Below are 22,409 nucleotides of genomic sequence, written 5' to 3'. Positions count from 1 at the left end.
CGTTTAATCCTCAAGCCTTCTTGGCTTTCTTGTCGCCGGAGTGGCCATGGAAGGTCCGGGTCGGCGAAAACTCGCCGAACTTGTGACCGACCATTTCCTCGTTGACGGCCACCGGCACGTGCTTCTGACCGTTGTAGACGCCGAAGGTCAGGCCGACGAACTGCGGCAGGATCGTCGAGCGACGGCTCCAGATCTTGATGACGTCGTGACGGCCGGACGCGCGGGCGGCATCTGCCTTCTTGAGCAGAGAACCCTCGACGAACGGGCCTTTCCAGACTGAACGAACCATGTCCGGCGTTCCTTACTTCTTCCGCTTGTGGCGGCTTAGGAGAATGAATTTGTTGGTCGACTTGTTGGTGCGGGTCTTCTTGCCCTTGGTCGGCTTGCCCCACGGGGTGACCGGGTGGCGACCGCCCGAGGTACGACCTTCACCACCGCCGTGCGGATGGTCGATCGGGTTCATCGAAACACCGCGGTTATGCGGCTTGCGGCCCAGCCAACGGTTGCGGCCGGCCTTGCCGATCGAGGTGTTCATGTGATCCGGGTTCGACACCGCGCCGATCGTGCCGCGGCAGCGGCCGTGAACCAGGCGCTGCTCGCCCGAATTCAGGCGGATGATCACGTAGTCCTGGTCGCGACCGACGAGCTGGGCATAGGTGCCCGCGGAACGGGCGAGCTGGCCGCCCTTCCCGATCTTGAGCTCGATGTTGTGAATGATCGTCCCGACCGGCATGTTGCCGAGCGGCATGACGTTGCCCGGCTTCACGTCGACGTAGTTGCCGGCGATGATGGTGTCACCCACGGCCAGACGCTGCGGCGCCAGGATGTAGGCCTGCTCGCCGTCCTGATACTTGATCAGCGCGATGAAGCCGCTGCGGTTCGGATCGTATTCCAGCCGCTCGACGGTCGCGGGAACGTCGATCTTCTCACGCTTGAAATCGACGGTGCGCAGCGTCCGCTTGTGACCACCGCCGCGGAAGCGCACGGTGATGCGACCGGTGCTGTTGCGGCCGCCCGAGGAGTGCTTGCCCTCGGTGAGCGCCTTGACCGGCTTGCCCTTGTAGAGAGCCGAACGATCGACCATGACCAGCTGGCGCTGGCCCGGCGTCGTGGGATTGAATGTCTTCAGTGCCATCGTCGTGCGACCTTACAGACCGGTGGTCACGTCGATCCGGTGACCCTCTTCGAGGGTCACGATCGCGCGCTTGGAGTTCGACTGCGAGCCGAGATTGCCGCGGAAGATCTTGGTCTTGCCCTTGCGGACCAGCGTGTTGACGCTCTTGACCTTGACGTCGAACAGCTTCTCGATCGCTTCCTTGATCTGCGGCTTGGTCGCCTTCGCAGCCACCTTGAACAGCACCTTGTTGTGCTCCGAGGCGATCGTCGCTTTTTCGGTCACGACCGGCGACAGGATCACGTCGTAGTGGCGAGCCTCGATGTTCTTCGTCATTTGAAGCGCGCCTCCAGCGCATCGATGGCGGCCTTGGTCAGAACGAGCTTCTGACGGCGCAGGATGTCGTAGACGTTGATGCCCTGGATCGGCAGCACGTCCATGTTCGGGATGTTGCGGGCCGCAGCGGCAAAGCCGTTGTTGAGCTCGGCGCCGTCGATGATCAGCGCGTTGGTCAGACCCAGACCCGAGAAGTGACCGAGCAGCGCCTTGGTCTTGGCGGCTTCCAGCGCGGCCTTCTCGATCACGACGAGATCGCCGTCCTTGGCCTTGGCCGAGAGCGCATGCTTCAGCGCCAGCGCGCGGACCTTCTTCGGCAGGTCGGTGGCGTGCGAACGCACCACCGGACCGAAGGCACGGCCGCCGCCGCGGAACTGCGGCACGCGGGCCGAGCCGTGACGAGCACCGCCGGTGCCCTTCTGCTTGTACATCTTCTTGCCGGTGCGCCAGATCTCGGCGCGGCCCTTGGCCTTGTGCGTGCCGGCCTGACGCTTGTTGAGCTGCCACTGCACGCAACGCGCAATGATGTCCTGGCGCGGCTCGAGGCCGAAAATGGTGTCGGACAGCTGGACCGAGCCGGCTTCCTTACCTTCGAGGGTGGTGACCTTCAATTCCATCTCACGCACCCTCCTGCTGGGCCGCAGCCTCGGCTTCGCCACCGGCAACCTTGAACTTGCCGGGCTTCGGAGCTTCCTTCGGCAGCGGCTTCTTGACGGCGTCGCGCACGCGGATCCAGCCGCCCTTGGAGCCGGGAACGGCGCCTTCGACGAGGATCAGGCCGCGCTCGACATCGAGCTGAACGACGCGAAGGTTGAGCGTGGTGATGCGGTCGACACCCATGTGGCCGGGCATCTTCTTGTTCTTCCAGGTCTTGCCGGGGTCCTGACGGCCACCGGTCGAACCGATCGAGCGGTGCGAGACCGAGACGCCGTGGGTGGCGCGCAGACCGCCGAAGTTCCAGCGCTTCATGCCGCCGGCGAAGCCCTTACCGACCGAGGTGCCGGTGACGTCGACGAACTGGCCGACGACGAAGTGGTCGGCAAGGATCTCGGCGCCGACCGGGATCATGGCATCCGCGGTGACGCGGAATTCCTCGACCCGGCGCTTCGGCTCGACCTTGGCGACCGCGAACTGGCCGCGCTCAGCCTTGGGCATGTAAACGGTCTTGCGGGCACCAGAACCAAGCTGGAGCGCCACGTAACCGTTCTTCTCTTCGGTACGGTGGCCCACGACCTGGCAATTGCCGAGCTTCAGCACGGTCACGGGGATATGTTCGCCGGCCTCAGTAAAGACCCGCGTCATCCCGACCTTTTGTGCGATCACTCCGGAGCGCATCGGCTTGCTTCCTGTTCTTTCTGTCCGCTTGCGCGAACGGGATCCAAAAATCTTAGAGCTTGATCTCGACGTCGACACCCGCGGCCAGGTCGAGCTTCATCAAAGCATCGACGGTCTGCGGGGTCGGATCGACGATGTCGAGCAGGCGCTTGTGAGTGCGCATCTCGAACTGCTCGCGGCTCTTCTTGTCGACGTGGGGCGAACGGTTGACGGTGAACTTCTCGATGCGGGTGGGCAGCGGAATGGGTCCGCGGACCTGCGCGCCGGTGCGCTTCGCCGTGTTCACGATCTCGCGGGTCGACGTATCGAGGATTCGATGGTCGAACGCCTTGAGACGGATACGAATGTTTTGGCCGTTCATTGCCGTGGTCTCTCTTCAGTGGGGTGGCGAATAGCGAATAGCGAATGTCACCATTCGCTACTCGCCGATCCCTATTCTCGTAATTACTCGATGATCGAGGCGACGACGCCGGCGCCGACGGTGCGGCCGCCTTCGCGGATCGCGAAGCGGAGCTTCTCTTCCATCGCGATCGGCACGATCAGGTGCACTTCCATCGCAATGTTGTCGCCCGGCATCACCATCTCGGTGCCTTCCGGCAGGTGCACGACACCGGTCACGTCGGTGGTGCGGAAGTAGAACTGCGGACGGTAGTTGGTGAAGAACGGGGTGTGGCGACCGCCCTCTTCCTTGGTGAGGATGTAAGCCTCAGCCTTGAACTTGGTGTGCGGCTTGACCGAACCCGGCTTGCACAGCACCTGGCCGCGCTCGACGTCTTCGCGCTTGGTGCCGCGGAGCAGCGCGCCGATGTTGTCGCCGGCCTGGCCCTGATCGAGCAGCTTGCGGAACATTTCGACGCCGGTGACGGTCGTCTTCTGGGTCGCACGGAGACCGACGATCTCGATTTCCTCGCCAACCTTGACGATGCCGCGCTCGACACGGCCGGTCACGACGGTGCCGCGGCCCGAGATCGAGAACACGTCTTCAACCGGCATCAGGAACGGCTGGTCGATCGGACGCTCCGGCTGCGGGATGTACTCGTCGACGTTCTTCATCAGCTCGAGGATGGCGTCGTGGCCGAGCTTCTTGTCGGAATCTTCGAGAGCGGCCAGCGCCGAGCCCTTGATGATCGGGATCTTGTCGCCCGGGAAATCGTACTTCGAGAGCAGCTCGCGGACTTCGAGCTCGACGAGTTCGAGCAGTTCCGGATCGTCGACCATGTCGCACTTGTTGAGGAACACGACGAGCGCGGGCACGCCGACCTGGCGGGCGAGCAGGATGTGCTCGCGGGTCTGCGGCATCGGGCCGTCAGCGGCCGACACGACCAGGATCGCACCGTCCATCTGGGCGGCGCCGGTGATCATGTTCTTGACGTAGTCGGCGTGGCCGGGGCAGTCGACGTGGGCGTAGTGGCGGTTCGGGGTCTCGTACTCGACGTGCGCGGTCGAGATCGTGATGCCGCGCGCCTTCTCTTCCGGCGCCTTGTCGATCTGGTCGTACGCGGTGAACGTCGCACCGCCGGCTTCGGCGAGAACCTTGGTGATCGCCGCGGTCAGCGACGTCTTGCCATGGTCAACGTGACCGATGGTGCCGATGTTGCAGTGCGGCTTGTTACGTTCAAACTTTGCTTTGGCCATTTGACTCTCCGTTCAATCGTCAGTTCGTGACCGACGACAATCAGGCAAACTTCTTCTGGACTTCTGCCGACACGTTGGCCGGCGCTTCTGCGTAGTGGTCGAACTGCATGGTGAAGGTTGCGCGCCCCTGGCTCATCGAGCGCAGGTTATTCACGTAACCGAACATGTTCATGAGCGGCACCATCGCGTTGATGACGTTGGCGTTGCCGCGCATGTCCTGACCCTGGATCTGACCGCGCCGCGAATTCAGGTCGCCGATGACCGAGCCGGTGTAGTCTTCCGGGGTCACCACTTCGACCTTCATGATCGGCTCGAGCAGGACGGACTTGCCCTTCTGCAAGGCTTCGCGGAATGCCGCGCGCGATGCGATTTCGAAGGCGAGCGCCGACGAGTCGACGTCGTGATACTTGCCGTCGACGAGCTGAACCTTGACGTCGACCACGGGGAAGCCCGCGACGACACCAGAGCTCATCACGCTGTTGAGACCCTTTTCAACGCCGGGGATGTATTCCTTCGGAACCGCACCACCGACGATCTTGGACTCGAACTCGTAGCCCTTGCCGGGCTCGTTCGGCTCGACCACGATCGACACTTCCGCGAACTGACCGGTACCGCCGGTCTGCTTCTTGTGGGTGTACTTGACCTCGGCCTTCTTGGTGACGCGCTCACGGAACGCAACCTGGGGCGCGCCGATGTTGGCGTCGACCTTGTAGGTGCGGCGGAGAATGTCGACCTTGATGTCGAGGTGGAGTTCGCCCATGCCCTTGAGGATGGTCTGGCCGGACTCCTGGTCGGTCGACACACGGAAGGACGGATCCTCCGCAGCGAGCTTGGCCAGCGCCACGCCCAGCTTTTCCTGGTCGGCCTTGGACTTCGGCTCGATCGCGATCTCGATGACCGGCTCGGGGAATTCCATTTTCTCGAGGATCACCTGCTTGTCGGGATCGCACAGCGTGTCACCGGTGCGCGCTTCCTTCAGGCCGGCCAGCGCGACGATGTCGCCGGCATAGGCTTCCTTGATGTCTTCGCGGTTGTTCGCATGCATCAAGAGCATGCGCCCGATGCGCTCCTTCTTCTCACGGGTCGAGTTCACGACGCCGGTGCCGCTCTGCAGAACGCCGGAGTAGATGCGGCAGAAGGTGATGGTGCCGACGAACGGGTCGTCCATGATCTTGAACGCGAGCAGCGCGAGCGGCTCCTTGTCGTCCGCCTTGCGCACGACTTCGTTGCCGCGATCGTCGGTGCCCTTGATCGCGGGCACGTCGATCGGCGACGGCAGATAGTCGACGACGGCGTCGAGCAGCGGCTGGACGCCCTTGTTCTTGAAGGCCGAGCCGCACAGCACGGGATAGAACGCGCCGGTCAGGACCGCCTTGCGGATCAGCCGCTTCAGCGTCTCTTCGTCCGGCTCCTTGCCGTCGAGATAGGCGGCCATGGCGTCGTCGTCGAGCTCGACGGCGGCTTCCACCATCTTCTCGCGGTATTCCTTGGCCTGCTCGACCAGATCCTCGGGGATGTCGACATAGTCGAACTTCGCGCCGAGCGATTCATCGTTCCAGATGATGCCCTGCATCTTCACGAGGTCGACGAGACCCTTGAAGTTGTTCTCGGCGCCGATCGGAAGCTGGATCGCGATCGGCTTGGCACCGAGGCGGTCGACGATGTCGGCCAGGCACTTGAAGAAGTCGGCGCCGGTCTTGTCCATCTTGTTGGCGAAGACGATGCGCGGAACCTTGTACTTGTCGCCCTGGCGCCAGACGGTCTCGGTCTGGGGCTCAACGCCCTGGTTCGAGTCGAGCACGCAGACGGCGCCGTCGAGCACGCGCAGCGAACGCTCGACTTCGATGGTGAAGTCGACGTGGCCGGGGGTGTCGATGATGTTCAGACGCTTGCCGGCCCAGAATGCAGTGGTCGCAGCCGAGGTGATCGTGATGCCACGCTCCTGCTCCTGCTCCATCCAGTCCATCGTCGCGGCACCTTCGTGCACTTCGCCGATCTTGTGGCTCTTGCCGGTGTAATAGAGGATGCGCTCGGTGGTCGTGGTCTTACCGGCATCGATATGCGCCATGATACCGAAGTTGCGGTAATTCTCTATGGCATGAACGCGGGGCATAGGGTGTTCCTTAGATTCCGTGTGTCGCCGTTACCAGCGATAGTGCGAGAAGGCGCGGTTGGCTTCCGCCATCCGGTGCACGTCTTCGCGCTTCTTGACGGCATTCCCGCGGTTGTTCGACGCGTCGAGGAGCTCGGCCGAGAGCCGCTCGGTCATGGTCTTCTCGTTGCGGTCACGCGCAGCGGAGATCAGCCAGCGGATGCCCAGCGCCTGACGGCGGGTCGAACGAACTTCGACCGGAACCTGGTAGGTCGCGCCGCCGACGCGGCGGGAGCGCACTTCGATCGTCGGCATGACGTTCTCGAGTGCCTGCTCGAACACGCCGAGCGGGTTCTGCTTGGTCTTGGTTTCGATGATACCGAACGCACCGTAGACGATGCCTTCGGCGACCGACTTCTTGCCGGCGTACATCACCGAGTTCATGAACTTCGTGACGATGATGTTCCCGAACTTCGGATCGGGAAGGACTTCGCGCTTTTCCGCTGAGTGGCGACGAGACATGGACCTGGTTCCCGCTTACTTCGGACGCTTCGCGCCGTACTTCGAACGACGCTGCTTACGGTTCTTGACGCCCTGGGTATCCAGAACGCCGCGGAGGATGTGGTAGCGCACGCCGGGCAAGTCCTTGACGCGACCGCCGCGGATCATGACCACCGAGTGCTCCTGGAGGTTATGGCCCTCACCGGGGATGTAACCGATCACCTCGAAGCCGTTGGTCAGGCGCACCTTGGCGACCTTACGAAGCGCCGAGTTCGGCTTCTTCGGGGTCGTGGTGTAGACGCGGGTGCAAACACCACGCTTCTGCGGCGACTGCTGCAGCGCCGGCACCTTCTTGCGCGACTTCTGCACTTCACGCGGTTGAGCGATCAGCTGGTTGATCGTCGGCATCCTGGCCTTACCCTTTGTTCTGTCGCAGACCCTTTTCGGATCCGCTGTCTTGCCGCAGCCCGTTGCCGGGACTGCAAATTCTTTCGAGCTACCCGCCCGACGAGGCCGCCTTCCGCGGAACAATCCGCACAAAGCGAAATCGCGCCAACCGCCCCATCAACGGGCGGAAAGCGCTTCGACGCCACAGAGGACCGCAGTATTGAGGCCGGTCAGCATAAAGCCGCGGCCCGCGCACTGAGGTCATGCATCCGAATTCGATCTCAAGAGAATAAGCTCAAGAGAACTAGAATCGCACTGGCATTGCCTAGCTATGATCGACAGCGTTTGAGCGGCATTCGTCGAGGTTGGTGCCCGCCTTTAGCGATCCCTATTGGCTTTAGTCCTTGGGGATCTAACGGGTGGCCCGTTCCGACGCTGGCGATGCTCACCGCCTGTCGTTAAGTGAGGCGCTTTCTATAAGTGAGAATCGATCAAGTCAAGGCGAAACGACAGCCACGAACCGCTTCAGGAGCCTGTCAAAATCGCTGTTTGCCGCCCTCGCCGCGCTACTCCGATATGGGAACGGACTCTCGGTTCCGCTAGCCTGATTATAATTATACCCGGGCGAAAAGAACTTTTATAACCAGAGCTAAGGCTTTTTTTCCTGTTGATGCGCCAATCTGCGGCCTTCGGCAGGGATGAGCGCCATGCGGTACACCGACACTGCCATTATCGGCGGCGGATTGGCTGGCTCGACCGCTGCCGCGATGCTCGGCCGGGCCCACATTTCGACCGTCCTGGTCGATCCGCATGAGAGCTATCGGCGGACTTTCGCGTCGAGAAACTCAGTGGCCAGGAGCAGGTTGCGCGATTCCTGAGGACCGGAATCGCAGAATCAGTGCTGCGCCGCGCGACCTTTGCCGGCGAGAACTGGATCGCCCGCTTCGGCCGCCTGCTCGACAAGGCGCCGAGCCAGCAGTTCAACATCCTGTACGATTCCCTGGTCAACGCCGTCCGCGACGAAATCCCCACTTCCGTCGAGCGCATCTGGGCCAAGGCCATCGCCGTCGAGACGAGCGAGGAGCGGCAGAGGGTCGTGCTCTCCAATGACGAGACGATCTCGGCCCGCCTGGTGGTGCTCGCCAATGGCTTGAATGTCGGCCTGCGCCACCAGCTCGGCATCGCCCGAAAAGTCATCAGCGCCTGCCATTCGATCTCGATCGGGTTCGACATCGTCCCGGTCGGGCGCCCAGCATTCGCCTTCCCGGCTCTGACCTACTTCTCCGAACGTCCGAGCGACCGCATCCCGTACATCACGCTGTTTCCGGTCGGGACGCGGATGCGCGCCAATCTGTTCGTCTATCGCGCCTGCGACGACCCCTGGCTGCGCGAGCTGCGCCGCGCCCCGACCGAGACGCTGGATGCGGCCCTGCCCCGGCTCAAGGCCATCTCCGGCCCGTTCGATATCCCGGGCGAGATCAAGATCCGCCCGGTCGACCTCTATGTGAACGATTGCCGCGGCCAGCCCGGCCTCGTGCTGGTGGGCGATGCCTTCGCGACCTCCTGCCCCGTCGCCGGCACCGGCTGCGACAAGGTCTTCACCGACGTCGAGCGGCTCTGCAACGTCCACATCCCGGACTGGCTCGCCTGCGACGGGATGAGTGCGGCCAAGATCGCTGCCTTCTACGCAGATCCGGTCAAGCGGGCCTGCGACGAATGGTCGGCCGCGAAGGCGTTCGACTTCCGCTCAGTCTCAATCGCGACGAGCCCCTACTGGACGGCGCAGCGCTGGGCCCGCTTCATCGCCTGGTCGGCTCAAGGCCTGCTGCGGCCGCTTGGAGGCGCCTTCGAGCTCGAGCCGAACTTGCTCGGTCATTCCTCCTCGTCGTCCTCGTCCTCGGCATCCTCGAGGTCGTCTTCGTCCTCATCGTCCCTGCCGTCGTCGGCGTGAGCCGCCGCGCCGTGCGGCTGGTGGATCTGGTCGTTCCACAGCTTGCGATAGGTCCCGTTCTTGGCGAGCAGCTGGGCATGCGAGCCGCGCTCGATCGCCCTGCCCCCTGAGATCACGATGATCTCGTCCATCTCCACCACCGAGGTCAGGCGGTGGGTCGACCAGATCATGGTGCGGCCCTTCGCGACCTTGAGCAGCGTGCGGTTGATCGCGGCTTCCGTGGTCTGGTCCAGCGCCGAGGTGGCTTCGTCCAGCAGCAGCACCGAGGGATTGCGGATGACCGCGCGCGCGATCGCGATGCGCTGGCGCTGACCGCCCGACAGGGTGTCGCCGCGCTCGCCGACCGGCGTGTCGTATCGCTGCGGCAGGCTCATGATATAGCGGTGGATCTCGGCCTTCTTGGCCGCCTCCTCCACCTCCTCGTCGGTCGCGCCCTCCTTGCCGAGCCGGATGTTCTCACGGATCGACATGTTGAACAGCATGTTCTCCTGGAACACCACCGCCATGCTCCGGCGCAGCGAATCCAGCGTCACCTTGCGGACGTCGACACCGTCGATGGTGACCCGCCCCTCGTCGGGCACGTAGAGCCGCAGGATCAGGTTGAGCAACGTGCTCTTGCCGGAGCCGCTCGGGCCGACGATCGCGATGCGCTTGCCCGCGTTGAGCTTGAGACTGAGATTGTCCAGCACCGGCGTCTGGCTGCCCTCGTACTGGAAGGTGACGTGGTCGAAGGTGATGTCGTTGGTGATGCGCGGCAAATCGGGGGCGCCGGGGCGGTCGGCGCCGCGGGTCGGCTCGTCCAGTAGTTCCTGGATATGCCGGATCGCCGCGGCGGAGGAGATCGACACCGGGATGAAATGCATCACATGGGCGATGTTGTAGGAGACCTCCCAGAAGGCGCTCTCGAAGGTGACGAAGGTGCCGATGGTGATCTGGCCCTTGGTGGCAAGATAAGCGCCGATCGCGAGCACCACGAGGTGCAGCATCAGCACCGAGATGGTGACCGTCCGCTCCACCATGGTCGACAGGAACGCGGCTGAGGCAATCTTGTCGCGCGCCTCGTGGTTGCGGAAGGTGAAGAAGCCGAACATCTTGCGCTGCAGGCTGAACGCCTTGATCACGGCCTGCGCCGCCACGTTCTCCTGCACCATGCCGAGCAGCGCGCTTTCGTTGAGCTTCTGCTCGTAATTGGCCTGCACCGCCTTGGGCGTCAGGATCCGCGGGCCGATCAGTGTGATCGGGAACACGAGCAGCGCGACCGCCGCGAGCTGCCAGTTCAGGAACACCATCAGGATGATGCCGGCGATCAATTCCAGAAACGGCAGCGCGGCACTGTTGGCAAACGTCTTGACCGAGCCTTCGAAGGCCGAGAGGTCGACGGAGAAGCGCGACAGGATCTCGCCGCGCTTGGTGCGGCCGAAATAGGCCGCCGGCAGGTCCTGAACGTGCTCGAACAGGCGCTTGCGGACGTCGGAGATGATGCAGGCAGCCAGCCGCGCGTCCCAGCGCTCGTACCAGACCGCGACGATCGAGGTGAAGATGCCGGCGACGGCGAGCACGCCGAGGATCTTGTACAGCGCCTGGAAGTCCTCCTCCCCGAGCGCGTCGTCGATCAGGAACTTGAGGCTGAGCGGCATGATGACGTTGAACAGAGTCTCGACGCAGACGCCAAACGCCACGAAAGACAGCATCCGCTTGTAGTTGGCCAGGAACGGCTTGACGAACCCGACGATGGTTGCGAGCGCGCCGGCGGCCTCGCGCGCGGTAAAGACGACGAGGTCCTCGTCCTCATCATCGTCGTCGACCTCCACCTCGTCATCCGCCTCGTCTTCCGCATCCTCGTCGTCTTCGAGGTCCGGCTTGGCAGTCGAGGCGAGCTTGTCGTCGAGCTCGGCCGCCTCTTCGGCGGCGAGCTTCTGTTTGTCGGGCGAAAGAGGCTTGGATGCCATGAAACCAACCGATGCTGACGGCCGGCATGACCGCAGAGAAAGCAGGACAAAGCGGAAAGCCGCTATTGCACCGATTCTATGCGATCAGGATGAATTCGGCAAAACAATTGGCGAATTCAACGCGCGCTCCGCGGCTAATCCTCGTCCTCGTCCTCGACCTTGTCGAAGAAGGAATAGCGCAGACTGTCGGCGTCGGCGTACCATCGCCCCGGCCCCTTGTTGGCGGCGAGCGTCGCCTCCCACAGGGCATCGGTGCAATCCTTGCGGTGCATCGAGAGGTCGAAACCGTTGCCGAAGAACAGTTCGGACCATTCCCACCACGTGCCGAGTTTTTTGACGCCACGCAGAAGGTCGTAGCGGTCGATCAGCGCCGGCGCCATGTCCGAGGTGATCGAGCCGAACACGAGGCCGGTCTTGACCACGCGGTTCAGTTCCTTGATTGCGCGGACCACCTGCTTCGGGGAAACGTGGCAAAGGCTGGTCTCGAACACGAAGTCGAACGCGCCGTCCTTGAACGGCATGTCGGTGATCGAGCCGAGCTTGTTGTACTTCTTCAGCGCCTTCGGCGTCCTGGCGTGGATGGCGCGGTTGCTCTCGATGCCGAAGGCATCGATGCCGCGCTCGCGCAGCGCGCCGACCAATTCGCCGCTGGCCGAGCCCGCGACGAGCAGCTTGGCGCCCTTGGTCTTGCCCCAGACGATGCCGAGCAGCCGGGTGAGGTAATCGGGATCGGTGAAGTGCCGCCACGCCTCATGATAGGGGCCGAGGCCGCGATAATTATCGAAATAGTCGCGATCGATCTTGTCGGAGAGCGGCTTGTCGTCCTGCGCGCGCTCGCGGCGCAGGCGCATCATCTCAGTCAGGATGATGTCGGTTGCCGCATCCGAGGAGTCGAGCAGGCCGTTCAGCGTCGAATCGAACAGATAGTCGCCGACCACCACGATACCGGGATGCTCCTTCGGCTCGGGCCGGTGATTGGTCATGACGTCGCGCACCGGCAGGCCGCCCGGTATAGCGTTCACCGACGACAACCAGCGATGGATCTTGCCTTCCATGAAATGCAGGCGCGCATCGCCGAGCGAGGCCGGCAGCGATTTCAGCGCGGCATCGATCAGCTCCTGGTCCGACAGATTGGCGAAGGCCAGCGCGTCGGAGCCGGGAATCAGCCAGTTCAGCACGCCGTGCTTGCCGACGTCGTGGCGCGCGCCCTCGTTGTAGACGCAGCAGCCGCCGAAGGCTTCCGACATGAACCAGGCGCCTGAAATCTTCTCGCCCCAGAACGGCGTGTCGAACAGGATCGAGACGCGCAAATAGTGCGCGGGACGGTCGAAATAAGAGACGTGCTTGACCATCGACTTGCGGAGCTGTTCGCCTTCCCACCGCATGGTGGCGAGCCAGGAATGCGGCAGGCAGACCAGCACGAGATCGAAGTCGCGCGTCTCCGGTCCCTTGCCGTTCATCATCTTGAGCTGGTAGCGGCCGGTCGGCGCCTTGCCGACGGTGAGCACGCGGTGATTGAGCTGGATGTCGGCGTTGACCTCCGACTGCAGGCACTCGATCAGCTGCTCGTTGCCGTTCTGGATGGAATAGAGGCCGATATAGCCGTCGACATCCATCAGATAGTTCTTGAGCGCGTTGAGGCCGTTGGTATTGTGGCTCTCGGTGGCGATGTCGGAGCGCGCCATCACCTTGAAGAAGCGCTTTGCAGTTTCGTCCTCGACCTCCTCGTCGAGCACCTGCTCGGCGGTCTTGTAGGCCCAGGGGTTCTCGTTGTCGTGCGCGCCGACGCCCTCGTAATATTCGATCGGTGACATCGCCTCAGCACAGCGCTTGCGGAACGCCTCGATCGCCGCGGCGGTCTTGGCGCCATACTTGCGGCGCATGCCCGGCACGTCGTTGAGGAGCTCGCCGCCGAACTGCACCTGCTCGGCATCCATCGGAATCGTCTGCAGCCCGAAATGCTGGATCAGCTCGCGCAGCGGATCCGGCCCGGTCATCGAGTAGTCGTAGATCTCGGCAACGCCGGCCTCGTACATCGCGGGCGCGGAATCGAATTTGCGGGTGACGATCTTGCCGCCGAGCCGATCGGAGGCCTCGTAGATGGTGACGCGACAGAGGTCGCCGAGCTTGCGCTTCAGATACCAAGCGCTCATCAGCCCGCCGGGGCCGCCGCCTACGATTGCGAGATCAAGCATGTGAGTTCCGTGGTCTCCGGCCCGCCCCCTTCACGGGACCACCGGTCTAAACTCTCCTAGCAGAAGCGCTTTTGCGGCTGAAGGAAAGATGAACAAAGGTTGATCCCGCATCGCAACAGACAAGCAAAGCAACAAAAAGGCCGGCTTTCGCCGGCCTTTTCATTGTCCTCGGTAGTCCTACGGATGAACGATCATTCCGCGGGCGGCAGCGCAGGAAGCTCCGCTTCCGGCGCGGGCGACACGACCGCCGCCTGCTTCTCGCGCTCGTCCAGGATCAGCTTGTCGCGCTTCATGGCGACTTCGCGAATCTTGGCCATGGAGGCGCCGGTGCCTGCCGGAATCAGCCGGCCGACGATGACGTTCTCCTTGAGGCCTTCGAGCGGATCGACCTTGCCGTTGACCGCCGCTTCCGTGAGGACGCGGGTGGTCTCCTGGAACGAGGCCGCCGAGAAGAAGGAGCGGGTCTGGAGGCTCGCCTTGGTGATGCCGAGCAGAACCGGCGTACCCGTGGCGATCTTCTTGCCCTCTTCCTTCGCCTTCTCGTTGAGCGCGTCAAACTCGATCTTGTCGACCTGCTCGCCGGAGATCATGTCCGTGTCGCCCTGGTCGGTGACTTCCACCTTCTGGAGCATCTGACGGACAATCACCTCGATGTGCTTGTCGTTGATGAGCACGCCCTGGAGCCGGTAGACCTCCTGGATCTCGTTGACCAGATAGGCCGCGAGTTCCTCGATGCCCTTGACCGCAAGGATGTCGTGCGGTGCCGGATTGCCTTCCACGATGAAGTCGCCCTTTTCGACGACGTCGCCGTCCTGAAGGTGGATGTGCTTGCCCTTCGGGATCAGGTACTCGCGTGCCTCGTCGGTCTTGTCCATCGGCTCGATCGAGATGCGACGCTTGTTCTTGTAGTCGCGTCCGAACCGGATGGTGCCCGAGATTTCGGCAATGATCGCCGCATCCTTCGGACGCCGTGCCTCGAACAGTTCCGCCACCCGCGGCAGACCGCCGGTGATGTCACGCGTCTTGGCACTTTCGGTCGAGACACGGGCGAGGATGTCGCCCGGGTTGACCTTGGCTCCGACGTCGACCGAGAGAATGGCGTCGACCGACAGCATGTACCGGGCATCGCCGCCACGGGCGAGCTTGAGCACCTTGCCGTCCTTGCCCTTGACCACGATGGCCGGACGCAGGTCCGCGCCGCCGCGGGTCGAGCGCCAGTCGATGACCACGCGCTTGGCGATACCGGTGGCCTCGTCGAGCGTTTCCGAGATCGACTGCCCCTCGACCAGATCCTCGAAGCCGATCGTACCTTCGACTTCGGTGAGGAGCGGACGGGTGTAGGGATCCCATTCGACGATGCGCTGGCCACGCTTGACCATGTCGCCTTCATCGACGTGCAGGCGCGAACCGTACTGAACGCGGTGCGTCGCACGCTCGGTGCCGTCGGCATCGACGATCGCCACCACCATGTTGCGCACCATCGCGACCAGATGGCCTTCGCTGTTGCGGGCGATGGCCTTGTTCCGGATCACGATCTTGCCGTCGAAATTGGCTTCGACGAACGACTGCTCGTTGAGCTGCGCCGCACCACCGATATGGAAGGTGCGCATGGTGAGCTGGGTGCCCGGCTCGCCGATCGACTGCGCCGCGATGACGCCGACCGCTTCGCCGTGGTTGACCGGCGTGCCGCGGGCGAGGTCGCGGCCATAGCACTTGCCGCAGATGCCGTTGACGAGTTCGCAGGTCAGCGCCGAGCGGATCTTCACCTCCTGCACACCACCCTGCTGGATGGCGTCCAGATGGCTTTCTTCCATCAGCGTATCGCGCTTGATGATCACCTTGCCGGAGCTGTCACGGATATCTTCGCAGGCCGTGCGTCCGAGGATGCGCGAGCCGAGCGAAGCCACCACGGTGCCGGCATCGACGATGGCGCGCATCTTGATGCCGAGCTTGGTGCCGCAGTCGCTCTGCGTGATGATGCAGTCCTGCGCCACGTCGACGAGACGACGGGTCAGGTAGCCCGAGTTCGCGGTCTTCAACGCGGTGTCCGCGAGGCCCTTGCGGGCGCCGTGGGTCGAGTTGAAGTACTCGAGAACCGAGAGACCTTCCTTGAAGTTCGAGATGATCGGCGTCTCGATGATCTCGCCCGACGGCTTGGCCATCAGGCCGCGCATGCCGGCGAGCTGGCGCATCTGGGCCGGCGAACCGCGGGCGCCGGAGTGAGCCATCATGTAGATCGAGTTGATGTCGGCATCCGCTCCACTCGCCGTCTTCTTGGTGGAGGAGATTTCCTTCATCATCGCCTTGGCGATTTCTTCCGTGGCCTTCGACCAGGCGTCGACGACCTTATTGTACTTCTCGCCATGGGTGATCAGGCCGTCGTTGTACTGCTGCTCGAAATCCTTCGCCAGCGTACGGGTGGTGTCGACGATCTTCCACTTGGAGTGCGGCACGACCATGTCGTCCTTGCCGAACGAGATGCCGGCCTTGAACGCATTGTAGAAGCCGAGCGCCATGATGCGATCGCAGAAGATCACCGTCTCCTTCTGGCCGCAGTGACGGTAGACCTGGTCGATGACGCCGGAGATCTCGCGCTTGGTCATCAGCTTGTTGATGATCTCGTAGGGGACGCGCGGGTTCTTCGGCAGGAGGTTACCCAGCATGACGCGGCCAGCGGTGGTCTCGATCCAGCGCTTGGAGATCTTGCCGGTCTCGTCGATGCCTTCCCACCGGTACTTGATCTTGGTGTGAAGGTGGATGACCTTCGCGTGCAGCGCGTGCTCGAGCTCGGCCATCTCGCCGAACACCTTGCCCTCGCCGGGCAGGCCTTCGCGCATGATCGAGACGTAGTAGAGACCGAGCACGATGTCCTGCGACGGCACGATGATAGGCTGGCCGTTCGCCGGATGCAGGATGTTGTTGGTCGACATCATCAGGACGCGCGCTTCCAGCTGCGCCTCGAGCGACAGCGGGACGTGCACGGCCATCTGGTCGCCGTCGAAGTCGGCGTTGAACGCGGAGCAGACCAGCGGGTGAAGCTGGATCGCCTTGCCCTCGATCAGCACGGGCTCGAACGCCTGGATGCCAAGACGATGCAGCGTCGGTGCGCGGTTCAGCAGCACCGGATGCTCGCGGATGACCTCGTCCAGGATGTCCCAGACCTCGGGCCGCTCCTTCTCGACGAGCTTCTTGGCCTGCTTCACGGTGGTGGACAGGCCCTTGGCGTCAAGCCGCGAGTAGATGAACGGCTTGAACAGCTCGAGCGCCATCTTCTTCGGCAGGCCGCACTGATGCAGACGCAGCTCGGGACCGACCACGATCACCGAACGGCCCGAATAGTCGACGCGCTTGCCGAGCAGGTTCTGACGGAAGCGGCCCTGCTTGCCCTTGAGCATGTCGGCGAGCGACTTCAGCGGACGCTTGTTGGCGCCCGTGATGACGCGGCCGCGGCGGCCGTTGTCGAACAGCGCATCGACCGCTTCCTGAAGCATGCGCTTCTCGTTGCGGATGATGATGTCGGGCGCGCGCAGCTCCATCAGCCGCTTCAAGCGGTTGTTGCGGTTGATGACGCGGCGGTAGAGATCGTTGAGGTCCGAGGTCGCGAAGCGGCCGCCGTCGAGCGGCACCAGCGGACGCAAATCCGGCGGGATCACCGGGACCACGGTCATGATCATCCATTCCGGCTTATTGCCGGAGTGGCGGAACGCTTCCACGATCTTCAGGCGCTTGGCGAGCTTCTTGTGCTTGATGTCGGAGTCGGTCTCCTGCATCTCGAGGCGCAAGGTCGCCTCGAGCTTCTCGAGGTCCATGCCCTTGAGCAGCTCGCGGATCGCTTCCGCACCAATCATAGCGGTGAAGCTGTCCTGGCCGTACTCGTCCTGCGCCTTCAGATACTCGTCTTCCGACAGCAGCTGGCGGTCCTTCAGCGCGGTGAGGCCCGGCTCGAGCACGACGTAATATTCGAAGTAGAGGATCCGCTCGAGATCCTTCAGCGTCATGTCCAGCAGGAGGCCGATGCGCGAGGGCAGCGACTTCAGGAACCAGATGTGGGCGACGGGGGCAGCGAGCTCGATATGGCCCATGCGCTCGCGCCGGACGCGCGACAGCGTGACCTCGACCGAGCACTTCTCGCAGATGATGCCCTTGTACTTCATGCGCTTGTACTTGCCGCACAAGCACTCGTAATCCTTGATCGGCCCGAAGATGCGGGCGCAGAACAGGCCGTCGCGCTCGGGCTTGAAGGTGCGGTAGTTGATGGTCTCCGGCTTCTTGATCTCGCCGTAGGACCAGGACAGAATCTTCTCTGGAGACGCGATCGAGATCCGGATCTGGTCGAAGACCTGAGCCGGCGTCGTCGGGTTGAAGAGATTCATAATTTCTTGGTTCATCGTCTTCTCCTCGCGTGCCGGTCGCCTCCGGCCGCAAATTCGAAAATCACTCAAGCAGGCGCCCTGCCCTCAAGGCATCGGGAGGGGCGCCAATGCCCGGCCGTGAAGGCCGGGCATGAAAGGTCGTGTTACTCGGCCGCTTCCGACGTCGGCGCCGGTCCAACCTTGGAGTTGTGCAGGTCGACGTTGAGGCCGAGCGAGCGCATTTCCTTGACCAGCACGTTGAACGATTCCGGAATACCGGCCTCGAACGTGTCGTCGCCGCGCACGATCGCCTCGTACACCTTGGTACGGCCGGCGACGTCGTCCGACTTCACCGTCAGCATCTCCTGGAGCGTGTACGCCGCGCCGTAAGCCTCGAGCGCCCACACCTCCATTTCGCCGAAGCGCTGGCCGCCGAACTGCGCCTTGCCGCCCAGCGGCTGCTGGGTGACGAGCGAGTACGGACCGATCGAACGCGCGTGGATCTTGTCGTCCACGAGATGGTGCAGCTTGAGCATGTAGATGTAGCCCACTGTCACCTTGCGATCGAACGCATCGCCGGTACGGCCGTCATAGACGGTCGACTGACCCGAAGCGTCGAGACCGGCAAGCTTCAGCATCTCCTCGATGTCGGCTTCCTTGGCGCCGTCGAACACCGGCGTCGCGATCGGCACGCCGCGGCTGAGGTTATGGCCAAGCTCGATCAACTCGTTGTCGTTGAGCGTCTTGATCGTCTCGTCCTCGCCGTAGACCTTCTTCAAGGTCTCCTTCAGCGGCTTGATGTCCTGCTTCGACAGGTACGCATCGACGGTCTGGCCGATACGTTTGCCGAGGCCGGCGCAGGCCCAGCCGAGATGGGTCTCGAGGATCTGTCCGACGTTCATGCGCGAAGGCACGCCGAGCGGGTTGAGCACGATGTCGGCGTGCGTGCCGTCTTCGAGGAACGGCATGTCCTCGATCGGCACGATCTTCGACACCACGCCCTTGTTGCCGTGGCGGCCGGCCATCTTGTCGCCGGGCTGGATCTTGCGCTTCACCGCGACGAAGACCTTGACCATCTTCATCACGCCGGGCGGCAATTCGTCACCGCGCTGAAGCTTCTCGACCTTGTCGAGGAAGCGCTGTTCCAGCCCCTTCTTCGACTCGTCGTACTGCTTCCGCATGGCCTCGATCTCGGCCATCAGTTTGTCGTTCGGCGAGGCGAACAGCCACCACTGCGACTTCGGGTACTCCTCGAGCACCGCACGGGTGATCTTGGTGTCCTTCTTGAAGCCCTTCGGGCCCGCAATGCCCTGCCGCCCCTCGAGCAGCTCGGCAAGACGGTTGTAGACGTTGCGGTCCAGGATCGCCTGCTCGTCGTCGCGGTCCTTGGCCAGACGCTCGATCTCTTCCCGCTCGATCGCCAGCGCACGCTCGTCCTTGTCGACGCCGTGACGATTGAACACGCGAACTTCCACGATCGTGCCCTGCACGCCCGGAGGAACGCGCAGCGAGGTATCGCGAACGTCGGAAGCCTTCTCGCCGAAGATGGCGCGCAGGAGCTTCTCTTCCGGCGTCATCGGGCTCTCGCCCTTCGGCGTGATCTTGCCGACCAGGATGTCGCCGGCGCGGACTTCCGCACCGATATAGACGATACCGGCTTCGTCGAGGTTCTTCAGCGCTTCTTCCGAGACGTTCGGAATGTCGCGGGTGATTTCCTCAGGTCCGAGCTTGGTGTCGCGGGCCATCACCTCGAACTCTTCGATATGAATCGAGGTAAACACGTCTTCCTTCACGATCCGCTCGGAGAGCAGGATCGAGTCTTCGAAGTTGTACCCGTTCCACGGCATGAACGCGACGAGCACGTTGCGGCCGAGCGCGAGCTCACCGAGATCGGTCGACGGACCGTCGGCGATGATGTCGCCCTTCTTGACGATATCGCCGACCTTCACCAGCGGACGCTGGTTGATGCAGGTCGACTGGTTGGAGCGCTGGTACTTCATCAGGCGGTAGATATCGACGCCCGACTTGGTCGGATCGAGATCTTCCGTGGCGCGGATGACGACGCGGGTGGCGTCGATCTGGTCGATCACGCCCGAACGGCGTGCCGCGATCGCGGCACCCGAGTCACGCGCAACCACGCCTTCCATGCCGGTGCCGACGAACGGGGCCTCGGCGCGAACCAGCGGCACCGCCTGGCGCTGCATGTTCGAGCCCATCAGCGCGCGGTTGGCGTCGTCGTTCTCGAGGAACGGGATCAGCGCCGCGGCCACCGAAACGAGCTGCTTCGGTGACACGTCCATGTAGTCGACCTTGTCAGGCGTCACCGGCAAGACTTCGCCGGCATGACGGCAGACCACGAGGTCTTCGGTGAAGCGGCCCTTCGGGTCGAGCGGCACGTTGGCCTGCGCGACCGTGTAGCGGCCCTCTTCCATCGCCGAGAGATACACGACCTCGTCGGTGACGCGGCCGTCCTTGACCTTGCGATACGGCGTCTCGACGAAGCCGTACTTGTTCACACGCGCGAAGGTCGCGAGCGAGTTGATCAGGCCGATGTTCGGACCTTCCGGCGTCTCGATCGGGCAGATGCGGCCGTAATGCGTCGGATGCACGTCGCGCACCTCGAAGCCGGCGCGCTCGCGGGTCAGACCGCCCGGTCCAAGCGCCGAGAGACGGCGCTTGTGGGTGATCTCCGAGAGCGGGTTGGTCTGGTCCATGAACTGCGAGAGCTGCGAGGAGCCGAAGAACTCGCGGACGGCGGCAGCCGCCGGCTTCGCGTTGATCAGGTCCTGCGGCATGACCGTGTCGATGTCGACCGAGGACATGCGCTCCTTGATCGCGCGCTCCATGCGCAGGAGGCCGATGCGGTACTGGTTCTCCATGAGCTCGCCGACCGAGCGCACACGGCGGTTGCCGAGATGGTCGATGTCGTCGATCTCGCCCTTGCCGTCGCGCAGGTCCACCAGCGTCTTGATGACGGAGAGGATGTCTTCCTTGCGCAGCGTGCGCTGGGTGTCGGGCGCATCGAGGTCGAGGCGCATGTTCATCTTGACGCGGCCGACCGCGGAGAGGTCGTAGCGCTCGGCATCGAAGAACAGCGACTGGAACATGGCCTGCGCCGAATCCAGCGTCGGCGGCTCGCCCGGACGCATCACGCGGTAGATGTCGAACAGCGCGTCTTCACGCGTCATGTTCTTGTCGGCCGAGAGCGTGTTGCGGATGTAGGGGCCGATATTGACGTGGTCGATGTCGAGGAGCGGCAGTTCCTTGTAGCCGTGCTCGTTGAGCACCTTCATCGACTTGTCGGTGATTTCCTCGCCGGCTTCGGCGTGGATCTCGCCGGTCTTCGGGTTGACGAGGTCCTCGGCGATGTAATTGCCGACCAGCTCCTCATCAGCCAGGCGCAGCGCCTTCAGCCCCTTTTCCTGGAGCTGGCGGGCGGCACGGACGGTGAGCTTCTTGCCGGCCTCGAGCACGACCTTGCCGGTATCGGCGTCGATCAGGTCGTTGACGGTCGAGTAGCCGCGGAAACGGTTGGCGTCGAACGGAACGCGCCAGCCTTCCTTGGTCCGCTTGTAGAGAATCTTCTTGTAGAACGTGGACAGGATCGCCTCGCCGTCGAGGCCGAGGGCGAACATCAGCGACGTCACCGGAATCTTGCGGCGACGGTCGATACGCGCATAGACGATGTCCTTGGCGTCGAACTCGATGTCGAGCCAGGAACCGCGATACGGGATGACGCGGGCGGCGAACAGCAGCTTGCCCGAGGAATGGGTCTTGCCCTTGTCGTGATCGAAGAACACGCCGGGCGAACGGTGCATCTGCGAGACGATGACGCGCTCGGTGCCATTGACGATGAAGGTGCCGTTCATCGTCATGAGCGGGATATCGCCCATGTAGACGTCCTGCTCCTTGATGTCCTTCACCGACTTCGCGCCGGTTTCCTCGTCGATATCGAACACGATGAGGCGCAGCGTCACCTTGAGGGGAGCCGCGAAGGTCATGCCGCGCTGGCGGCACTCGTCGACGTCGTATTTCGGCTGCTCGAACTCGTAGCGGACGAATTCCAGCATCGAGGTGCCCGAGAAATCGGAGATCGGAAACACCGAGCGGAATACCGCCTGCAGACCCTCGTCGAGACGGCCACCCTGGGGTTCATCGACCATCAGGAACTGATCATAGGACGCCTTCTGAACCTCGATGAGGTTCGGCATCTCGGCGACTTCCTTGATGTGTCCGAAGAACTTGCGAACGCGTTTGCGACCGGTGAATGTCTGCTGCGCCATCGTGGCCTCTCATTTTCGTCGCCCGCTCTGGGCGCGCCCTCCGGAACGCGGCTGCCACCGCTCCCCGGGTTGAATTTTTCGAACCCGCTTTGGGGGCCGGAGACTCAAGTTCAGGCCGGAATGTCCTGAATCTGTTCTTCAGACCTTCAAAACGCAAAACGACGCGCGGGGCGCTGATGCGCGCCCGCCCGTCACAACCATCCTCTTCACGGACTGCAAAAGCCCGAAATAGCCTGCTCTCCCAACGGCTTACAGAGAATCCGGTATCCCTGCCCACCG

At 63.2% G+C, this 22,409-nt stretch carries 14 protein-coding genes and 1 pseudogene; 1 reads left to right on the top strand and 14 read right to left on the bottom strand.

Annotated features, from left to right (window positions below):
* Positions 1–10 precede the first annotated feature (10 nt).
* The 10 genes from rpsS to rpsL form a co-directional block, all read right to left on the bottom strand.
* Positions 11–289, bottom strand: coding sequence for a 30S ribosomal protein S19 (gene rpsS / locus RAD10_RS15710; protein WP_008136357.1), 279 nt, complete (start codon positions 287–289; stop codon positions 11–13).
* 12 nt (positions 290–301) lie between these two features.
* Complete coding sequence (gene rplB, locus RAD10_RS15705; RefSeq protein ID WP_091957434.1) at positions 302–1,135, bottom strand: 50S ribosomal protein L2; 834 nt, start codon at positions 1,133–1,135, stop codon at positions 302–304.
* A 12-nt stretch (positions 1,136–1,147) separates the two neighbouring features.
* On the bottom strand, positions 1,148–1,450 hold the full coding sequence (locus tag RAD10_RS15700; protein WP_063195096.1) for a 50S ribosomal protein L23: 303 nt from the start codon (positions 1,448–1,450) through the stop codon (positions 1,148–1,150).
* Positions 1,447–2,067, bottom strand: a complete 621-nt coding sequence (gene rplD, locus RAD10_RS15695) for a 50S ribosomal protein L4 (protein WP_020508797.1) — start codon at positions 2,065–2,067, stop codon at positions 1,447–1,449. The genes RAD10_RS15700 and rplD overlap by 4 nt, the downstream gene beginning before the upstream one ends.
* A gap of 1 nt (position 2,068) precedes the next feature.
* Positions 2,069–2,785: a 50S ribosomal protein L3 gene (gene rplC / locus RAD10_RS15690; RefSeq protein ID WP_018322262.1), complete on the bottom strand. Its 717-nt coding sequence runs from the start codon at positions 2,783–2,785 to the stop codon at positions 2,069–2,071.
* 52 nt (positions 2,786–2,837) lie between these two features.
* On the bottom strand, positions 2,838–3,146 hold the full coding sequence (gene rpsJ / locus RAD10_RS15685) for a 30S ribosomal protein S10 (RefSeq protein ID WP_002712302.1): 309 nt from the start codon (positions 3,144–3,146) through the stop codon (positions 2,838–2,840).
* Positions 3,147–3,229: 83 nt separating this feature from the next.
* Complete coding sequence (tuf, locus tag RAD10_RS15680) at positions 3,230–4,420, bottom strand: elongation factor Tu (protein WP_008136415.1); 1,191 nt, start codon at positions 4,418–4,420, stop codon at positions 3,230–3,232.
* 40 nt (positions 4,421–4,460) lie between these two features.
* A complete protein-coding gene (gene fusA / locus RAD10_RS15675) occupies positions 4,461–6,533 on the bottom strand; it encodes an elongation factor G (protein WP_038950207.1) in 2,073 nt (690 codons plus the stop codon).
* 30 nt (positions 6,534–6,563) lie between these two features.
* Entirely contained in the window at positions 6,564–7,034 is a 471-nt protein-coding gene (gene rpsG / locus RAD10_RS15670) for a 30S ribosomal protein S7 (RefSeq protein WP_018322260.1), read from the bottom strand.
* A 15-nt stretch (positions 7,035–7,049) separates the two neighbouring features.
* Positions 7,050–7,421: a 30S ribosomal protein S12 gene (gene rpsL, locus RAD10_RS15665; protein WP_007603006.1), complete on the bottom strand. Its 372-nt coding sequence runs from the start codon at positions 7,419–7,421 to the stop codon at positions 7,050–7,052.
* Positions 7,422–8,107: 686 nt separating this feature from the next.
* Here rpsL and RAD10_RS15660 point away from each other — a divergent pair.
* Positions 8,108–9,351 (top strand): annotated as a pseudogene (locus RAD10_RS15660) (FAD-dependent oxidoreductase).
* Here the strand turns inward: RAD10_RS15660 and RAD10_RS15655 are convergent.
* The 4 genes from RAD10_RS15655 to rpoB form a co-directional block, all read right to left on the bottom strand.
* On the bottom strand, positions 9,273–11,300 hold the full coding sequence (locus RAD10_RS15655; protein ID WP_461618214.1) for an ABC transporter ATP-binding protein: 2,028 nt from the start codon (positions 11,298–11,300) through the stop codon (positions 9,273–9,275). The pseudogene RAD10_RS15660 and the gene RAD10_RS15655 overlap by 79 nt on opposite strands.
* Positions 11,301–11,434: 134 nt before the next feature.
* Positions 11,435–13,495 carry an FAD-dependent oxidoreductase gene (locus RAD10_RS15650; RefSeq protein WP_461618213.1) on the bottom strand — a complete coding sequence of 687 codons (2,061 nt, stop codon included), beginning with the start codon at positions 13,493–13,495 and terminating at the stop codon, positions 11,435–11,437.
* A 191-nt stretch (positions 13,496–13,686) separates the two neighbouring features.
* Positions 13,687–17,883: a DNA-directed RNA polymerase subunit beta' gene (rpoC, locus tag RAD10_RS15645; protein WP_461618212.1), complete on the bottom strand. Its 4,197-nt coding sequence runs from the start codon at positions 17,881–17,883 to the stop codon at positions 13,687–13,689.
* 128 nt (positions 17,884–18,011) lie between these two features.
* Entirely contained in the window at positions 18,012–22,130 is a 4,119-nt protein-coding gene (gene rpoB / locus RAD10_RS15640) for a DNA-directed RNA polymerase subunit beta (protein ID WP_212249006.1), read from the bottom strand.
* Between the last annotated feature and the right edge of the window lie 279 nt (positions 22,131–22,409).

It is taken from the genome of Bradyrhizobium sp. 23AC (assembly GCF_054863025.1).
The sequence above is the reverse complement of the archived record's forward strand: the minus strand, read 5'-3'. Positions and strand labels throughout refer to the sequence as shown.